General features: G+C 70.0%; 2 protein-coding genes (1 of these 2 running past the window's edge). Both read left to right on the forward strand.

What is annotated here, in order from left to right:
- Positions 1–16,575: an SDR family NAD(P)-dependent oxidoreductase gene (locus LVJ94_06535; protein ID WXB06891.1), complete on the forward strand. Its 16,575-nt coding sequence runs from the start codon at positions 1–3 to the stop codon at positions 16,573–16,575.
- Positions 16,572–18,062, forward strand: partial view of an SDR family NAD(P)-dependent oxidoreductase gene (locus tag LVJ94_06540; protein ID WXB06892.1) — the start only. It continues 9,099 nt past the right edge of the window; 1,491 of the gene's 10,590 nt are visible here — the first part of the coding sequence; its start codon is at positions 16,572–16,574; its stop codon lies beyond the right edge, outside the window. The genes LVJ94_06535 and LVJ94_06540 overlap by 4 nt, the downstream gene beginning before the upstream one ends.

Below are 18,062 nucleotides of genomic sequence, written 5' to 3' on the forward strand. Positions count from 1 at the left end.
ATGAGCCACGACAACGCTTCCGCCAGTTCATCTCACCGCCTCATCGACATCGACAAGTTCGTCCGGGCCGAGCTCGCGAAGCTACTCGCCGTCCCCGCGGAATCGATCCGCGCGGACCAGCCCTTGCGGGACCTGGGCCTCGATTCGGCGCGCACGCTGTCCTTGGTCGAATCGTTGTCGCGATGGTTGGGGAGGCCGGTGCCCAGCTGGGTCGTATGGCAGCACGCCACGATCCGGGCGCTATCTCGGTATTTGAGTGAGGGGTCGGGCGGCGCCGTTCTCACGGAGGACGCTCCGGAGCGGGCATTGCGCGCATTTTCGGAGAACCGTGAGCCCGTGGCCATCGTGGGCATGGGGTGCCGCCTGCCGGGAGGGGCCGATACGCCGGAGCGTCTGTGGGAGGTGCTTTGCGCGGGCGTGGACGCGATCCGCGAAGTGCCTCAGGACCGCTGGAACATTCGCGAATGGCTGGACGCGGACGCGCGCACGCCGGGGAAGATGAGCACGCGTTGGGGCGGCTTCCTCGACGACGTGGCTCGCTTCGACGCCGAGTATTTTCGCATTTCGCCTGCGGAGGCGAATCAAATGGATCCGCAGCAGCGCCTCTCCTTGGAGGTGTGTTGCGCGGCCCTGGAGGACGCGGGCATTCCGCTTCCGAGCCTCTCGGGCTCGCGAACCGGCGTGTTTTTCGGCGCCATGTGGCAGGAGTACCATCTGCTGGCGGGAAGCGATCCGGCCGCGATCAAGACGCACTCCGCCGTGGGCTGGGACAATTCGATCATTCCGGCACGGGTGGCCTACACGCTGGGATTGCAGGGACCCACGATGTCGATTGCGACGGCGTGCAGCTCGTCGCTGGTCGCATTGCATTTGGCGGTGCAGAGCCTCCGGCGAGGTGAGTCGGATATGGCCATCGCCGGTGGCGTCAGCTTGATGCTCCACCCGCACACGACGGTGGCGATGACCAAGTTCGGCGCGATGAATCCGGACGGTCAGTGCCGCGCCTTCGACGCCGGCGCCAATGGCTACGTGCGCGGCGAAGGCTGCGGCGCGGTCGTGTTGAAGCGATTGTCCGATGCGCTGGTCGCCGGAGATCGCATTTATGCCGTGGTTCGCGGCAGCGCGGTCAACAACGACGGGGCCTCGAACGGCCTGACGGCGCCCAATCCGCGCGCGCAGATCGACGTGGTGCGCGACGCATGGCGCGACGCCAACGTGGAGCCCAAGGAGGTGGGGTACGTCGAGGCGCACGGAACGGGCACCCTGCTGGGCGATCCGATCGAGGCCGAGGCCCTGGGCGCGGTTTTCGCCGGGGGCCGCGAGCAGGCGCTGCGCATTGGGTCGGCGAAGTCGAACTTTGGCCACCTGGAGCCCGCGGCGGGCGTCCTCGGGGTGATGAAGACGGCCCTGGCCCTCTACCACGGTGAATTGCCGCCCAGTTTGCACTTCGAGCGGCCCAATCCGCACATCGATTTCGAGGCGAACAAGCTTTCCGTGGTCACCGAGCGGCAGCCGTGGCCGGGGCGGCGCCTGGCCGGGATCAGCAGCTTTGGCTTCGGCGGTACGAATGCGCACGCCGCGCTGGAGGGGCCCCCGCACACTCCGCGTCCGGTCCGCGAAGTAAGGCCGTCGCAGGCGACGTCGGGAACACCGAAGCTCGCCTTTTTCTTTTCCGGGCACGGCGGACAGTGGCTGGGTATGGCCCGCGATCTGCTCGCCGGTGAGCCGGCCTTCCGCGCGGCCCTCGCGGAGTGCGACGAGGCCGTTCGGGCGGTGACCGGATGGTCCGTGCTCGAGGAGCTCGCGGCGGGCGAGTCCAGCGCGCGCTTGCATCGGACGGACGTGATTCAGCCCGTCCTCTTCGGTCTGCAGGTGGCCCTCGCGCGGACGCTGCGCGCATGGGGAATCGTGCCCGACGTGGTGTTCGGGCAGAGCATCGGCGAAGTGGCCGCGGCCGTCGTTTCGGGCGCGCTTTCCGTGCAGCAGGGCGCGCGCATCATCGCGGAGTGGTCGTCGCTCGTCGCGGAGCGCGCGAGCGGGCGGGGCACCATTCTGGTGTGCGAGGTCGCGCCGGAGGTCGCTCGGCAGGTCGCGGGTGAACATCGTGGCGTTTCGTTGGCGGGGGATCTGTCGCCGCGGCACGTGGCCTTCTCGGGTGCGCTCGATGCGATGGCGGCCTTGCAGCAGGCGTTGGAGGCCGACGGGATTCGCGTTCAGCGTGTTCACATCGATTATGCATGCCACGGCGCGGAGATGCAGGCGCTGGCCCCCGAGCTGATTCAACGCCTCGCGGGCATCGAAGGCCGCCCGGGCCATGTCCCCATGTGGTCCACGGTGACGCAGGGCCGCATCGATGGGACGGCCCTCGATGGTGCGTATTGGGCTCGCAACATGTGCGAGCCGATGTTCCTTCGGGAGACGGCGCTCGGTCTCGCCGCCGAAGGGGACCTTCGCATCGTGGAGGTGGGGCCGCACCCGGTGGCGTTGCGCAGCCTCGAGGCGACGCTCTCGGCGGGGGTGTACGCGACCTGCCGCCGCGGCGACCCTGCCCGCGCGGGCTTGGAAGCACTCGCCGGTGACCTCGCGCGCGACGGGTTTGCCATCGATTGGGACGCGGTCACGGGCAAGCGCCGAAACGCCATGCTCGAGGCGCCGATCTGCCTGACCGTGTCGGGCAAGACGCCCAGCGCGCGCGCGGAAAATGCGGCGCGCGTCGTGGAGCTGCTCGAGGCCGATCCCGACCGGTCGTGGACCGACGTGGCCTTCTCGCTGGCCACGACGCGATCGCATTTCGAGGCGCGCGGTTCGGTGGTGGCGCGCAATCTCGAGGAAGCCATCCAGGGGCTGCGCGCACTTGCGGAAGATCGGTCACGGCTGGGGACGGAATCGGGGAGCGCCCGCAGTGGCAAACTCGCGATCCTCTTCACGGGGCAGGGAAGCCAGCGTGCGGCCATGGGCAAAGCCCTCTACACCGCGTTCCCGGTGTTCGCGGCGGCCATCGACGACGTGTGTGCGGCGCTGGATGCGCACCTCGATCGCCCGCTTCGCACGGTGATGTTCGCACCGGGCGATCGCGAGGAAGCTCAGTTGCTGCACGAGACGCGGTACACGCAGCCGGCGCTGTTCGCGCTGGAGGTCGCGTTGTACCGCCAGTGGCAAGCGTGGGGCGTGGAGCCGTCGGTGCTCGCGGGGCACTCGATTGGAGAGCTGAGCGCGGCGCACGTGGCGGGCGTTCTCGATTTGCACGACGCGGCCCGCTTGGTGTGCGCGCGCGGGCGTCTGATGCAGGCATGCCGCGCGGACGGGGCGATGGTCTCGCTCGAGGCGAGCGAGGCGGAGGCCCTCGAGGTTCTGAAGCTGGTCTCCGGCAGCGTGTCGATCGCGGGGCTGAATGGCCCGACGCACACCGTGTTGAGCGGAGACGAGGCCGCGGTGTTGGAGGCGGCGGAGCACTTTACCCAGCGCGGACGAAGGTGGAAGCGGCTGCGCGTCTCGCACGCGTTTCACAGCGCGCACATGGACGGCATGGTCGCGGAGTTCGCCAAGGTGGCCGACGCGTGCACCTTCCGCGCCCCCGCGCTCCCCATCGTGAGCACGGCATCGGGCGCATGGATGGGCCCCGAGCTCGAGGCCGGCGAGGGCATGCGTTCGGCGCAGTATTGGGTCGCGCAGGCGCGCGAGGCGGTTCGCTTCGTGGACGCGATGGCGACGTTGCACGGTCAGGGCATCTCGCACTACCTGGAGTGCGGGCCCTCGGGGGTGCTCTCGGCCATGGGGGCGGCGTGCAACCTGCCGGAGGAAACCGGGAGCACGTTCGTGCCCAGCTTGCGCGATGCGAAGTCGGGCGAGCCGGACGACGCGCATGCGTTGGTCAGCGCGCTGGGGGCGCTGCACGTGGCGGGGCATCGCGTCGATTGGACGCGCGTTTTCGCGGGGCTCGACACGGCACGCGTGGCGCTGCCGACCTACGCATTCCAGCGGCGCCGCTATTGGATCGATGTGCCGGCGGCGTCGCGCGCGGGTGCGGGCTCCAAGGCCGAGCGTGCGCTGTGGGCTGCCGTGCAGAACGGCGAGGCCGAGCGCGTGGCCGACATGCTGAACGTGAGCGACGGCGCCCGCGCGGACATCGCGCCGCTCTTGCCGTATCTGGCCACGTGGCACGCCAAGCTGGACGAGGCCGCCGAGGCTTCCGATTGCCTTTACGAGACGGCATGGGTTCCCGGTGAGGGCGAGTCGCTCGGGCACGCCTCGGCGTCGGGCCACTGGGCGGTCGTCGTTCCCGCGGCCGCAGCCGACGTGGCCGATGCGCTCATCGCGGTGCTGGAGACGGCCGGCGCGACGGTGCATGCGATGGCCGCCAGCGGCGATCGCGTGGAGCTGGCCGCGCGCTTCGCGGCGCAGAAGGACGCGTGGCGCGCCATCGTGACCCTGACCGCGCTGGACGAAGCGCCCGATGCCGCGCAGCCGTCGGTTTCGCGCGGCCTGGTGCAGACCTTGGCGGTCGCGCAATCGCTGCAAAATGCAGGGGTGCGGGCGCCGCTTTGGACGGTGACCCAGGGCGCCATCGCCACGAACGACGCGCGGCACGCGCCCATGCCGCGCTGGCAGCAGGCCACGGCGTGGGGGCTCGGTTTCGCGATCGCGCACGAGCACTCGGAGCGCCGTTGCGGCTTGGTGGATCTGCCCGCGGTGGTCGACGCGAGCATTGCGAAACAGCTGCTCTCGACCCTGATCGACGACGCTGGCGAGGAGCATGTGGCGCTGCGTCCGGCGGGGCGTTACGTGCGTCGGTTGCGCCGAGCGAACGAGGCGGCCGAGCTGCGCACGTGGACCCCCCGAGGCACGGTGCTCGTGACCGGTGGCAGTGGTGCACTGGCCGCGCACGTGGCCCGTTGGCTTGCCGAGCGTGGTGCGGAGCACGTGGTCCTGGCCTCGCGACGCGGGGCGAAGGCGAGTGGCGCGGCGGAGCTCGAGGCGGAGCTGTCGGCCAAAGGCGCGCGCGTCACCTTCGCGGCGTGCGATGTCGCGGATCGCGGCCAGCTCGAGGCCGTGCTCGTGGGGCTCGAGCAGGATGCGGCGCCGCTGCGGGCCGTGTTCCACGTGGCCGGCGCCCTCGACGACAAGTTCCTCATGCACCAGGACGCGGCGAGCGTGGCCGCGACGGCGGCCCCGAAGATCGGCGCCGCGTGGCATCTGCACGAGCTCACGCAGAAGTACGAGCTCGACGCGTTCGTTCTCTTCGCGTCCATCGTCGGCGTTCTGGGGAACGTGGGCCAGGCGAACTATGCGGCGGCCAACGCGGGCCTCGACGCGCTCGCGAGCTTCCGTCAGCGCATGGGGCTCCCGGCGGTCAGCGTGGCCTTCGGACCGTGGGCGGATGGTGGCATGGCGCACGGCCAGGCCGAGACGCAGCTTCGCGAGCTGGGGCTGACCCCGATGCCGCCGACCGGCGCGCTCATGGGCCTCGAAGCGTGCGTGCAATCGGGGCGCTCGCTGCTCGTGGCCAAGGTCGACTGGTCCAAGGCGGCGCCGGTGTTCTCCGGCCGGCGATGGCGTCTGCTCCTGCGCGGCATCCACGAGGCACGCGAGGCACTGGCCTCGTCCGAGGTGGAGGCGCGCCGCGCAAACCCGTTGCTCGAGCAAGTGATCGGGCTGCCCGAGGCCGAGCGGAAAGACTTTCTGCAGCTGCTGCTGGCCACCGAAGCCGCGGCGGTGCTCGACATCGAGAACCCACGCTCGCTCGACGCGAACAAGGGTTTCAACGATCTGGGCTTCGACTCGATGATGGCCGTCGAGTTCAGCCGGCGCGTGCAGCAGCGCACGGGGATCACGACGCCGCGCACCTTGGTGTTCGATCGCCCCAACTTGATGACCACGGCGCAGTGGCTCTTCGAGCAACTCGTGCCGGCCGGTACGGAGGTGGGACGCACGGATGCCGGCGTGCGTGCCGACGAGCCTCTCGCCATCGTGGGCATCGGCATGCGGATGCCCGGTGGGTCGAACGACCTCGACTCGTACTGGGAGGTGCTTGCGCAGGGTAAAGACACGGTCTCGGTCATTCCGAAGGACCGCTTCGACCTCGACGCGTTCTACGATGCCGACCCCGACGCCGAGGGGAAGATCTACGTGCAAAAGGCGGCGCTCGTGGACGACGTCGCCGGCTTCGATGCGGCGTTCTTCGGCATCAGCCCGCGTGAGGCGGAACCGATGGATCCGCAGCATCGCCTGCTGCTCGAGGCGGCATGGGCCTCGTTGGAGCATGCGGGCATTCGTCCGCGCGAGCTGCGCGATTCGAGCACGGGCGTGTTCGTGGGCGCGGGGCCGAGCGACTACGGGAAGTATCGGCCGAGTCCGAACCACGATACGTACATGCTCACGGGCAACCTGCCCAGCTTCACCGCAGGGCGCCTCGCGTACCATCTGGGTCTGCAGGGGCCTGCGCTCTCCGTGGACACGGCGTGCAGCTCGTCGCTGGTCGCGTTGCACTTGGCCTGCGAGGCATTGCGCAACGGGGAGTGCGATCTCGCGCTGGCCGGCGGCGTGCAGGTGCTCGCGGATCCTGCCGCGTTCGTTGCTCTATGCCGCGCGCATGCGCTGGCGCCCGATGGTCGCAGCAAGACGTTTTCGCAGGCCGCAAATGGCTATGGTCGCGGCGAGGGCGCCGGCGTGCTGGTGTTGGCGCGCCTTTCCGAGGCGACGCGCCGCGGGCTACCCGTGCTCGGTGTGGTCCGCGGCACGGCCGTGAACCACGATGGGGCGAGCAGCGGCATCACCGCGCCGAATGGGTCGTCGCAGCAAAAGGTACTGCGCGCGGCGCTCGCATCCGCCGGGCTCGGGCCGGCCGATCTGGAGTACATCGAGTGCCACGGAACCGGGACGGAGCTGGGCGATCCCATCGAGGTGCAGGCGCTGGCGGCCGTGTATGGGAAGCAGCGCGACGCGGGCGCGCCGTTGGGGCTCGGCACCGCGAAGAGCACGATCGGGCATCTCGAGTCCGCCGCGGGCATTGCGGGGATCTGCAAGGTGCTGGCCTCGTTCCGGCACGAGGCGTTGCCGCCCACGTTGAACAGCACGCCGCGCAATCCGCACATTGCGTGGGACGAGCTTGCCGTGCGCGTGATCGACGAGCTGACCCCGTGGCCTCGTCGGGTGGAGGGTGCGCCGCGGCGGGCGGGTGTGTCGTCGTTTGGGTTGAGCGGGACGAATGCGCACGTCATTTTGGAGGAGGCGCCTGCCCACCAGGGCTCCCTCCCCCCCCGGGGGAGGGCTGGGGTGGGGGTGCTTACCGTGTCCGGTCGCGATGAAGCGGCGCTGAAGGCGCAGGTTGCGAAGTGGGCGGGGTGGCTTCGGGCGCATCCAGAGCAGCGGCTGGAGGACGTGGCGTACACGTCGTGGGCGCATCGGACCCAGTTCGACGTGCGCGCAGCGGTGGTGGCGCGCAGCGTAGAGGAAGCGGCGGCGGCGCTCGAAGAAGGTCGCGTGCTGCGTGGATCGAGCGGCGGGGAGACGAAGCTGGCGGTGCTGTTCACGGGGCAGGGAAGCCAGCGTGTTGGCATGGGCAAAGGCCTGTACGCAGCGTTTCCGGAGTTCCGGCGTGCGTACGACGAAGTCATTTCGCACTTCGAGAGGCCGCTGGACGAGGCGCAGTTGGATCGGACGGAGACCACGCAGCCGGCGCTGTTTGCGCTGGAGGTGGCGTTGTACCGCCAGTGGCAGGCGTGGGGGCTGGAGCCGAGTGTTCTGGTGGGGCACTCGATTGGAGAATTGAGCGCCGCGCACGTGGCAGGGGTATTGAGCCTCGCCGATGCGGCCAAGCTGGTGTGCGCACGCGGTCGCTTGATGCAGGCGTGCGAAGCCGGCGGGGCCATGGCGTCGGTGGAGGCCACCGAAGCGGAGGTGCTCGCGGTCCTCGAAGGGCGCGCGTCGATCGCGGGGCTGAATGGTCCGCGGCAGACGGTGGTGAGCGGGGACGAGTCGGCGGTGGTGGCGGTGATGGATCACTTCGCGGCGCAGGGCCGTCGGGTGCGCCGGCTGCGTGTGTCGCATGCGTTCCACAGCGCGCACATGGATGGGATGCTCGAGGAGTTCGCGAAGGTCGCGGAAAGCTGCACATACCACGCGCCGAAGGTGACGTTGGTGAGCACCTTGACCGGCGCCGTCGAAGCGATGGGGAGCGCGTCGTACTGGGTCCAGCAAGCGCGCGAAGCCGTGCGCTTCGTGGACGCGATCGCGACACTGCATCAGCAAAAGATTACCCATTATCTGGAGTGCGGCCCGTCGGGCGTACTGACGGCGATGGCGACGGCATGCCTCGGCGACGAATCGCGGGCGGCCCTGGTCCCGAGCCTCCGGGGCGAGCAAGACGAAGAGCGCGATCTCCTCAGCGCGCTGGGCGCACTGCACGTGGGCGGCGTCACCCTCGATGTTCACCAGGTCTACGCGGGACGCGATGCGCGTTACGTGGAGGTCCCGACCTACGCGTTCCAACGCGAACGCTATTGGCAAGACGTCCCCCGCGCGCGCAACGACGTTGGCTCCATGGGCCTCACCTCGCGCGAGCACCCGTGGCTCGGCGCCGTGACGACCTTGGCGGACGGGCAGGGGTATCTCCTGACGGGCCGCATCTCGACGCGCGAGCACGCCTGGCTCAACGACCATGCGGTGTTCGGCACAGTCCTCGTCCCCGGCACGGGCCTGCTCGAGCTGGCGCATGCCGCCGCGGAAGCCGTGGGCGCCGCCGTCGTTGCGGAGCTCACCCTCTCCGAGCCCCTCGTCTTGCGGGACGGCGTGGCGGTGCGTCTCCAGGTCCTCGTGGGAGCCGCCGATGCTCGGGGCCACCGCGCGATCGCCATCCACAGCCAGGATGACGGCACCTCGGAGCCCGCGTCATGGCGCCAGCACGCCACCGGCGAACTGCGCGACGAGCGCGGGCCCGCCGAGCTCGCGCCGTGGGACCTCGCCGATACCCACGCCGTGGATCTCCGTGACTTCTACGCGCTCCAGCGCACCCGCGGCCTCGAGTACGGCGCGACCTTCCGCGGCCTGACCGAGCTTCGCCGGCGCGGATCGGTGGCGTACGCGCGCGTCGTGCTTCCGCAGCCCGCCACCTCGAGTGCTCCGGACTACGCGCTGCATCCGGCCCTGTTGGACGCCGCCCTGCACGCGGTGCCCGCGATGCTGGACACCGCCGACGGCGTGTGGCTTCCCTTCTCGTGGGTGGACCTCGAGTTGTATGCGACCGGCGCCACCGAGCTCCGTGTGCGCGTGGAGCTCGAGTCGGCGGACGACGGTGTTCGCGTCAACGTGACGGCGTACGATCCCGCAGGAAGCCCCGTCCTGCGCGCCGCGCGCCTCGAGCTGCGCCGCGCCCGTGCCGAGCAACTTCAGACCTCCGCGCGCGCCGACCATCTCTATCGCATCGAGTTCCAGCCGCTCGCCGCGATCCACGAAGCGCCCGCCGAGGACGATGCCCTGGTCCTCGGCGGCAATGGCGAATTGAGCACGGCACTCCGCGTACCCGCCGTCGACGACGTGGACACCCTCCTCTCGTGGCTCGACGCCGGGCAGACGGCCCCGCGCCGATGCATCGTGGACGCGACCAAATTCGCGGGCGGAGACGCGGCCACGGGTCTCTCGCCCGAGCGCGCCACCATCTTCGCCCTGAGCATGCTGCAGCGGATCCTCGCGGAGCCGCGCCTGGAGTCCACGGAGCTCGTTTGGGTCACGCGCGAAGCGGTGAACGTGCCCGGTACGCGTCAGGCCATCGATCTGGAGCATGCGCCGCTCTGGGGGCTCGTTCGCACCGCGCGCACCGAGCACCCCGAGCGCACGCTGCGCCTGCTCGACGTGGGCGCCGGGCGCATCGACCGCCCCGCGATGGATCGCGCGCTCTCGCTCGCGGACGAGCCGGAGCTGGCCCTGCGCGAAGGCCGCATCCTCGCGGCACGCCTCGTTCGCGCGGCGTCCGACGCCTCGCAACCCCACGAAACATGGCCTGGCTTCGCCCCCGAGGGAACGGTCCTCATCACGGGCGGCACGGGCGAACTCGGTCAAGCGCTGGCCCTTCACCTGGTGAAGACGCACGGCGTGCGCCACTTGGTTCTCACGTCGCGCCGCGGTGAAGAGTCCCCGGGCGCATCGGCGCTGGTGGATGCACTCGAAGCCCACGGCGCCGAAAGCGTGCGCGTGCGCGCCTGCGACGTCGCCCGGCGCGAGCAGGTGGCCGACGTCCTTTCGAGCGTGGACCCGGCACACCCTTGGACCGGCATCCTCCACCTCGCGGGCGTGCTCGACGACGCCACGGTGCAGGGGCAGAGCGCGGAACGCTTCGAGCGCGTGATGGGCCCGAAGGTGCACGGTGCGCTGCATCTGCACGAGCTGACGGCGAGCATGGACCTGCGCGCCTTCGTCGTTTTCTCCTCGGCCGCGGGCACCTTGGGCAGCGCCGGCCAGAGCAACTACGCTGCGGCGAACACCTTCCTGGACGGCCTTGCCGCGCACCGCCGAAGCTGTGGCCTGCCCGCGACGAGCCTGGCCTGGGGCCTCTGGTCGCAAGCCGGCGTCGGCATGACCTCGCACTTGGGCAAGGCGGAGCTCGCGCGCCTTCGCCGCCAGGGCATTCTGTCCTTGTCGGTCGACGAAGGCCTGCACCTCTTCGACGAGGCACTCGCCCGCGGCGGCGCCGATCTGGTGCCCTTGAAGCTGGACCTCGCCGGCGCCGAGCGAAGCGACGCCCCGGTGCCCGCGCTCTGGCGTGCCTTGGTGCGCCCGCGTTTGCGTCGTGCCAGCGAGTCGGCCGCAGGAACCTCGGGTCTGCGCGAGCGGTTGCTGGCACTGCCGGAGGCCGAGCGCACGAAGCATTTGCTCCAATTGGTCCAGCGCGAAATCGCCACGGTGCTCGGCCTCACCGATCCGGGGGCGGTGCAGCCGCAGCACGTTCTTCGTGACATGGGGCTCGATTCGCTGATGGCCGTGGAGCTTCGCCGCCGCCTGGTCACGGAGACCGGCACCTCGCTGCCGGCGACCTTGGCCTTCGATCATCCGACGCCGGCTGCGATTGCGCAGCTTCTTCTGGAGCGCGCCGCGCTCAAGGAAAAGGCGTTGGTGGTGCGAGAGACGCGCAGCCGCACCTCGCACCATGCCGACGAGGCCATCGCGATCGTGTCGATGGCCTGCCGTCTGCCGGGCGGCGTCGAGGATCCCGAGGCCTATTGGGATCTTTTGCGCGACGGCCGCGATGCCATCGAGGAGTTCCCGCGTTGGCAGGAGCTGGACGTCTACGATGCGGACCCCGAGGCGCCGGGCAAGACGTACGGCCGCGAGGGCGGGTTCATGCCCCGCATCGACGAATTCGACGCGGGCTTCTTCGGCATCTCGGCGCGCGAAGCGACGTCGATGTGCCCGCAGCAGCGTCTGATCTTGGAGACCTCCTGGGAGGCACTGGAACGAGCCGGTTTGCTCCCCGAGAGCCTGCGCGAGAGCCGGACGGGCGTGTACGTGGGCTGGATGGGCTCCGACTACGGGAGCAACCAGCGCACCGAGATGGACCGGTTCGACGGCTACCAAGGCACGGGCAGCGCGGCCAGCGTGGTCTCGGGTCGGGTGTCGTACGCCCTCGGGCTGCAAGGTCCCGCGGTGACGGTGGACACCGCGTGCTCGTCGTCGCTCGTGGCGTTGCACCTCGCGTGCGTGTCCTTGCGGCAGGGCGAGTGCGAGCTGGCGCTGGCTGGCGGCGTATCGCTGATGTGCACCCCGTCGTTGTTCGTGGAGTTCAGTCGATTGAAGGGCCTCGCAGGCGACGGCCGCTGCAAGAGCTTTTCGGACGATGCCGACGGCACGGGTTGGGCGGAGGGCTGCGGCATCGTGGTGCTGAAGCGGCTTTCGGACGCGCAGCGCGATGGAAACCGCGTGCTGGCCGTGATCCGCGGGTCGGCGGTGAACCAGGATGGGCGCAGCCAAGGGCTGACGGCGCCGAACGGGCCGTCGCAGCAGCGGGTGATTCGCGATGCGCTGGCCGCGAGTAGCTTGGTGGCGGCGGACATCGATGCCGTGGAGGCGCACGGCACCGGGACGACGTTGGGCGATCCGATTGAAGCCGGCGCACTGGCCGAGGTGTTCGGCTCGGGACGCGATGTGGCGAGGCCGCTGTACCTGGGGTCGTCGAAGTCGAACCTGGGGCACGCGCAGTCGGCGGCGGGCATTGCGGGCGTGATGAAGATGGTGCTGGCACTCGAGAACGAGCTGCTGCCGAAGACGCTGCATGCGGAGGTGCCGAGCCGGCATATCGCATGGGAGGGCAGTGGGCTGTCGCTGTTGCGCGAGGCTCGGGATTGGAAGCGTGGGTCGCGGGTTCGTCGGGCGGGCGTGTCGTCGTTCGGCATCAGTGGGACGAATGCCCACGTGATCCTCGAGGAGCCCCCCGCCGTAAACGTGCCCCTGCCCGTGCCCGTCCCCGTGCCCGTCTGCGTCATCACCGTGTCGGGACGCGATGAAGCGGCGCTGAAGGCGCAAATCACGAAATGGGCGGGGTGGCTTCGGGCGCATCCAGAGCAGCGGCTGGAGGACGTGGCGTACACGTCGTGGGCGCATCGGACGCAGTTCGACATGCGCGCGGCGGTGGTGGCGCGCAGCGTAGAGGAAGCGGCGGCGGCGCTCGAAGAAGGGCGCGCGCTGCGTGGATCGAGCGGCGGGGAGACGAAGCTGGCGGTGCTGTTCACGGGGCAGGGAAGCCAGCGTGTCGGCATGGGCAAAGCGCTGTACGCGGCGTTTCCGGAGTTCCGGCGTGCATACGACGAAGTGATTTCGCACTTCGAGAGGCCGCTGGACGAGGCGCGGTTGGATCGGACGGAGACCACGCAGCCGGCGCTGTTTGCGCTGGAGGTGGCGTTGTACCGCCAGTGGCAGGCGTGGGGGCTGGAGCCGAGTGTTCTCGTGGGCCACTCGATTGGAGAATTGAGCGCGGCGCACGTGGCGGGGGTATTGAGCCTCGCCGATGCCGCCAAGCTGGTGTGCGCGCGCGGTCGTCTGATGCAGGCGTGCGAAGCCGGTGGAGCGATGGCGTCGGTGGAGGCCACCGAGTCGGAAGTGCTCGCGGTCCTCGAAGGGCGCGTATCGATCGCGGGGCTGAATGGTCCGCGGCAGACGGTGGTGAGCGGGGACGAGTCGGCGGTGGCGGCGGTCATGGAGCACTTCGCGGCGCAAGGCCGTCGGGTGCGCCGGCTGCGGGTGTCGCACGCGTTCCACAGCGCGCACATGGACTCGATGCTCGAGGACTTTGCGAAGGTTGCGGAGAGCTGCACATACCACGCGCCAAAAGTGACGTTGGTGAGCACCTTGACCGGCACCGTCGAAGACATGGGGAACGCGGCCTACTGGGTCAAACAAGTGCGCGAGGCGGTTCGCTTCGTGGACGCCATCGCAACACTGCATCAGCAAAAGATTACCCATTATCTGGAGTGCGGCCCGTCGGGCGTGCTGACGGCCATGGCGACCGCGTGCCTCGGCGACGAATCGCGGGCGACCCTGGTCCCGAGCCTCCGCGGCGAGCAAGACGAAGAGCGCGATCTCGTCAGCGCACTGGGATCCCTGCACCTGAGCGGCCTCGCCATCGATGCCCAAAAGGTTTACGCGGGACGCGATGCGCGCCTCGTCGAGGCTCCGACGTACGCCTTCCAACGCGAGCGCTACTGGCAAGAGCTGCCGCGCGGCCGCAACGACCTTCGCGCGACGGGGCTTACGTCGCGGGAGCACCCGTGGCTCGGCGCCGTGACGACCTTGGCGGAGGGCCAAGGCCATCTGCTGACGGGCCGCATCTCGTCACGCGAGCACGCCTGGCTGAACGACCATGCGGTGTTCGGCACAGTCCTCGTCCCCGGCACGGGCTTGCTCGAGCTGGCGCACGCCGCCGCGGAAGCCGTGGGCGCCGCCGTCGTTGCGGAGCTCACCCTCTCCGAACCCCTCGTCTTGCGCGAGGACGCGGCGGTGCGCCTTCAGGTCCATGTCGGCGTCGCCGACGAAGCAGGGCGCCGCACCCTGACCATCCATAGCCAAGACGAATCCTCCGACAACGCGCCCTGGATCCGCCACGCCGACGGCGAGCTCGCCGACGCATCGACCGACACCGCGCCCGTCGAAACCTGGAACCTCGCGGACGCGCAGGCCATCGACCTGGCAAGCTTCTACGAGCAACTCCACACCCGCGGCCTCGAGTACGGCCCTGCGTTCCGCGGCTTGGCCGAACTGCATCGCCGCGGCAACGTGGCCTACGGTCGGGTCGCTCTCCCGTCGTCGGTCAAAGACGGCGTCGCGCAATACCACCTCCACCCCGCGCTGCTCGATGCGGCGCTCCACACCTTGGTGGCCCTTACGGCGGACGACGACGCCCGCGTCCTTCTCCCGTTCTCGTGGACCGGTGTGGAGCTGTTCGCGACGGCGGCGACCGCGCTGCGCGTTCGCATGGAGCTCTCCCCCGGTGTGGAAGGAGAACGCGCCCGCGCGACCCTGTTCGTCTCCGACGAAACCGGCGAACCCGTTCTTCGCGCCGGCTCCCTCGAGCTGAAGACCCTGGACCGCGCCAACGCGGCCCAGATGAACCCGTCGCACGCGGAGCGCGAGCACGTCTACCGCGTCGCCTTCCAGCCGGCGCAGGACGCTCCGCACACGCCGACCGCCCTCGAGCGCACCCTCGTTCTCGGCGGCGAAGGCGCCGTGAGTGGCCCCCTCGGCCTCGCCGCCGTCCCCGATCTTCGGGCGCTCATGGCTCGCCTCGACGCAGGCGAGCCGGCACCGCGCAGCTTGATCGTCGACGCCACCGGCACCGCCCGCTCGAGCGCCCCGCAAATGCGCACGAGCACCGCCCACCTCGCCGAGCAGGAAGCGGTTCTGGCCCTCACCATCCTCCAACGCGTTCTCGCGGACGCGCGACTCGAAAGCACGGAGCTTACCTGGGTGACCCGGCATGCCATCGGCGTCCACGAAAGCGACGCCCGCATCGACCTGGAGCACGCGGCCGTGTGGGGCCTTCTCCGGTCCGCGCGCATCGAGCACCCCGAGCGCTCCCTGCGCCTCGTGGACATCGACGGGGAGCGCCTCGATCGCGATCTCCTCGTGCGCGCCCTCGCCACCCCCGGCGAGCCCGAGCTCGCCCTTCGCGAAGGCCACATCTTGGCGGCCCGTCTCGTTCGCGTCGCGTCTTCGGAGGCGGAGCTCCCTGCGTCGAAATCCGCGCCGTCGTTCTCCCTCGATCCCGCGGGCACCGTCCTCATCACGGGCGGTACCGGCGAACTCGGACAGGCCCTTGCCCGCCACCTCGTGCTCGCGCACGGTGCGCGTCATCTGGTGCTCACGTCGCGCCGGGGCGCCGAGGCCGCGGGCTCGCTCGAGCTGGTCGAAACGCTGACCAAGGCCGGCGCCGAAACGGTGCGCCTCGTTGCATGCGACGTGGCCCAGCGCGATCAGGTGGCGAACCTTCTCGCCAGCGCGCCCGCGGAGCATCCGTGGACCGCGGTCATGCACCTGGCCGGTGTGCTGGACGACGCGACCTTGCAGAGTCAGAGCGCCGAGCGTTTCGAACGCGTCATGGGGCCGAAGGTGCACGGCGCGATGCACTTGCACGAGCTCACCGAGGAGATGCCGTTGCAGGCCTTCGTCCTCTTCTCTTCGACCTCGGGCACGTTGGGTGCGGCCGGGCAGAGCAACTACGCCGCGGCGAACGCCTTCCTCGATGCCCTGGCGGCGCACCGGCGCACCAACGATCTTCCCGGAGCGAGCCTCGCGTGGGGCCTCTGGGCGCAGGCCGGTATCGGCATGACGTCCCACTTGGGCAAGCAGGAGCTCGCGCGACTGCGGCGCCAGGGCATTCTGCCCATCGCGGTGGACGAGGGCATGCAGCTCTTCGACGCGGCGCTGGCCCTCGACGCCGCACACGTGGTGCCGTTGAAGCTCGACATCGCCAGCGCCGAGCGCAGTGGCTTCGTCGGGTCGCAGCCGCTTCTGCGCGGTCTCGCGCGTCCTTCGCGGGCCCGTTTGCGCCGCGCCGGTGAGTCCAAGCAGGGCGGCGCGGGTCTTCGCGAGCGCCTGCTCCCCTTGGACGACGGCGCGCGCCTCCTCTTCGTCACCGAGCTCGTTCAACGCGAGGCCGCGGCCATCTTGGGCACCCCGCGCTCGTCGGCGGTGGAATCGGACCACGTCCTTCGCGACCTCGGTCTCGACTCGCTCATGGCCGTGGAGCTCCGCCGCCGCCTCGTCACCGAGACCGGCGTCTCGTTGCCGGCGACGCTCGCCTTCGACTACCCGACCCCGGGCGCGATCGCCGAGGTCGTGCTGGGACGCTTGGAGTTCGCGCCCGCCGCCCAAGCCACCGTGCCCGACGATCCGGACGCGGTCCTCGGCTGGGTCCTCCAGCGCGTCACCGCCACCCAGCTTCATCAGAGCGGCCTGCTCGAGCGCCTCGTCGAGCTGGTGAATCGGCAAGCGACGAACGGCGCTTCCCAGAGCGAGCCCGCCCCCGTCCTTCACGAACGATCCGTCGACGACCTCAACGCAGAACTGAACGCACTCCTGGGACTCAGCGCATGACCACCCCCGCCAACAACCGGATGGACCTCGCCCTGCCGGCCATCCGACTTCTGCAGCAGCGCGCCGCCGAGCTCGAGGCTCGAAGCTTCGAGCCCATCGCCATCGTCGCGATGGCCTGCCGCCTTCCCAGCGGCATCGAGACGCCGGAGGCCTATTGGGATGCGCTGGTCGAAGGGCGCGATGCCATCGGTGCGTTTCCTGCGCGTTGGGCGAGCCTCGATCTCTACGACGCCGATCCCGAGGCTACCGGCAAGTGCTACGCGAACGAGGGTGGCTTCGTGCGGGACATCGAGGCGTTCGACCCCGCGTTCTTCGGCATCGCCGCGCGCGAGGCGAGCGCCATGGATCCGCAGCAGCGGCTGGTGCTCGAAACGGCCTGGGAGGCGCTGGAGCGCGCCGGGCGGCTGCCGGCCTCGCTGAAGAACACGAAGACCGGCGTCTACATCGGCGCGATGAACGCGGACTACGTGAGCAGCCAGCGCACGGACCTCGCGCTCTTCGATGGCTACCAGGCCACGGGCAGCGCATCGAGCGTCATCTCGGGCCGCGTCTCGTACGTGCTCGGACTGCAAGGTCCCGCGGTGACGGTGGATACCGCGTGCTCGTCGTCGCTGGTGTCGCTGCACCTCGCCTGCACCGCGCTTCGTCAGGGGGAATGCGATTTCGCGCTCGCCGGTGGCGTGACGGTGATGAGCACCCCGGCGACCTTCGTCGAATTCAGCCGGCTCAAGGTGCTGGCGGCCGATGGTCGCTGCAAGAGCTTCTCGGCCAAGGCCGACGGTGCGGGCTGGTCCGAAGGATGCGGCATCGTCGTGCTCAAGCGCCTCTCGGCGGCGCAACGCGATGGCGACCGCGTGCTCGCCCTCATCCGCGGCTCGGCGGTGAACCAGGACGGCCGCAGCCAAGGCCTCACAGCGCCGAACGGTCCCTCGCAGCAGCGCGTGATCCGCGATGCGCTGGCCGCGTGCCGCCTGACGCCCGCCGACATCGACGCGGTGGAAGCCCACGGCACGGGAACGGCGCTGGGCGATCCCATCGAGGCCGGTGCGCTCGTGGAGGTCTTCGGACCGGGAAGGCTCGCCGATCGGCCCGTTCACTTGGGATCGTCCAAGTCGAACTTCGGGCACATGCAGGCGGCGGCCGGCGTCTCGGGCGTGATGAAGGTGGTGCTCGCGTTGCAGCACGGCCTTCTGCCGAAGACACTGCACGCCGAGGAGCCGACGCCGCTCATCGATTGGGCGAAGAGCGGTCTCTCGCTCCTTCAGCAAGCGCGCCCGTGGCAGCCGAAACAGGGGCGTCCGCGCCGTGCGGGCATCTCGTCGTTCGGTGTGAGCGGGACGAATGCGCACGTCATCCTCGAGGAAGCGCCCGCGCCGGCCGCGGCTCCCGCTTCCGCGGAAGAAACGTCGCGCGCGTTGGATGCGTACCCGCTGCTGATCTCGGCGCGTGACGAAGCTGGGCTGCGTGCGCAGGCCGGCCGTTGGGCG

Source organism: Sorangiineae bacterium MSr11367 (genome assembly GCA_037157805.1).
Classification (GTDB): Bacteria; Myxococcota_A; Polyangia; order Polyangiales; family Polyangiaceae; genus Pendulispora; species Pendulispora rubella.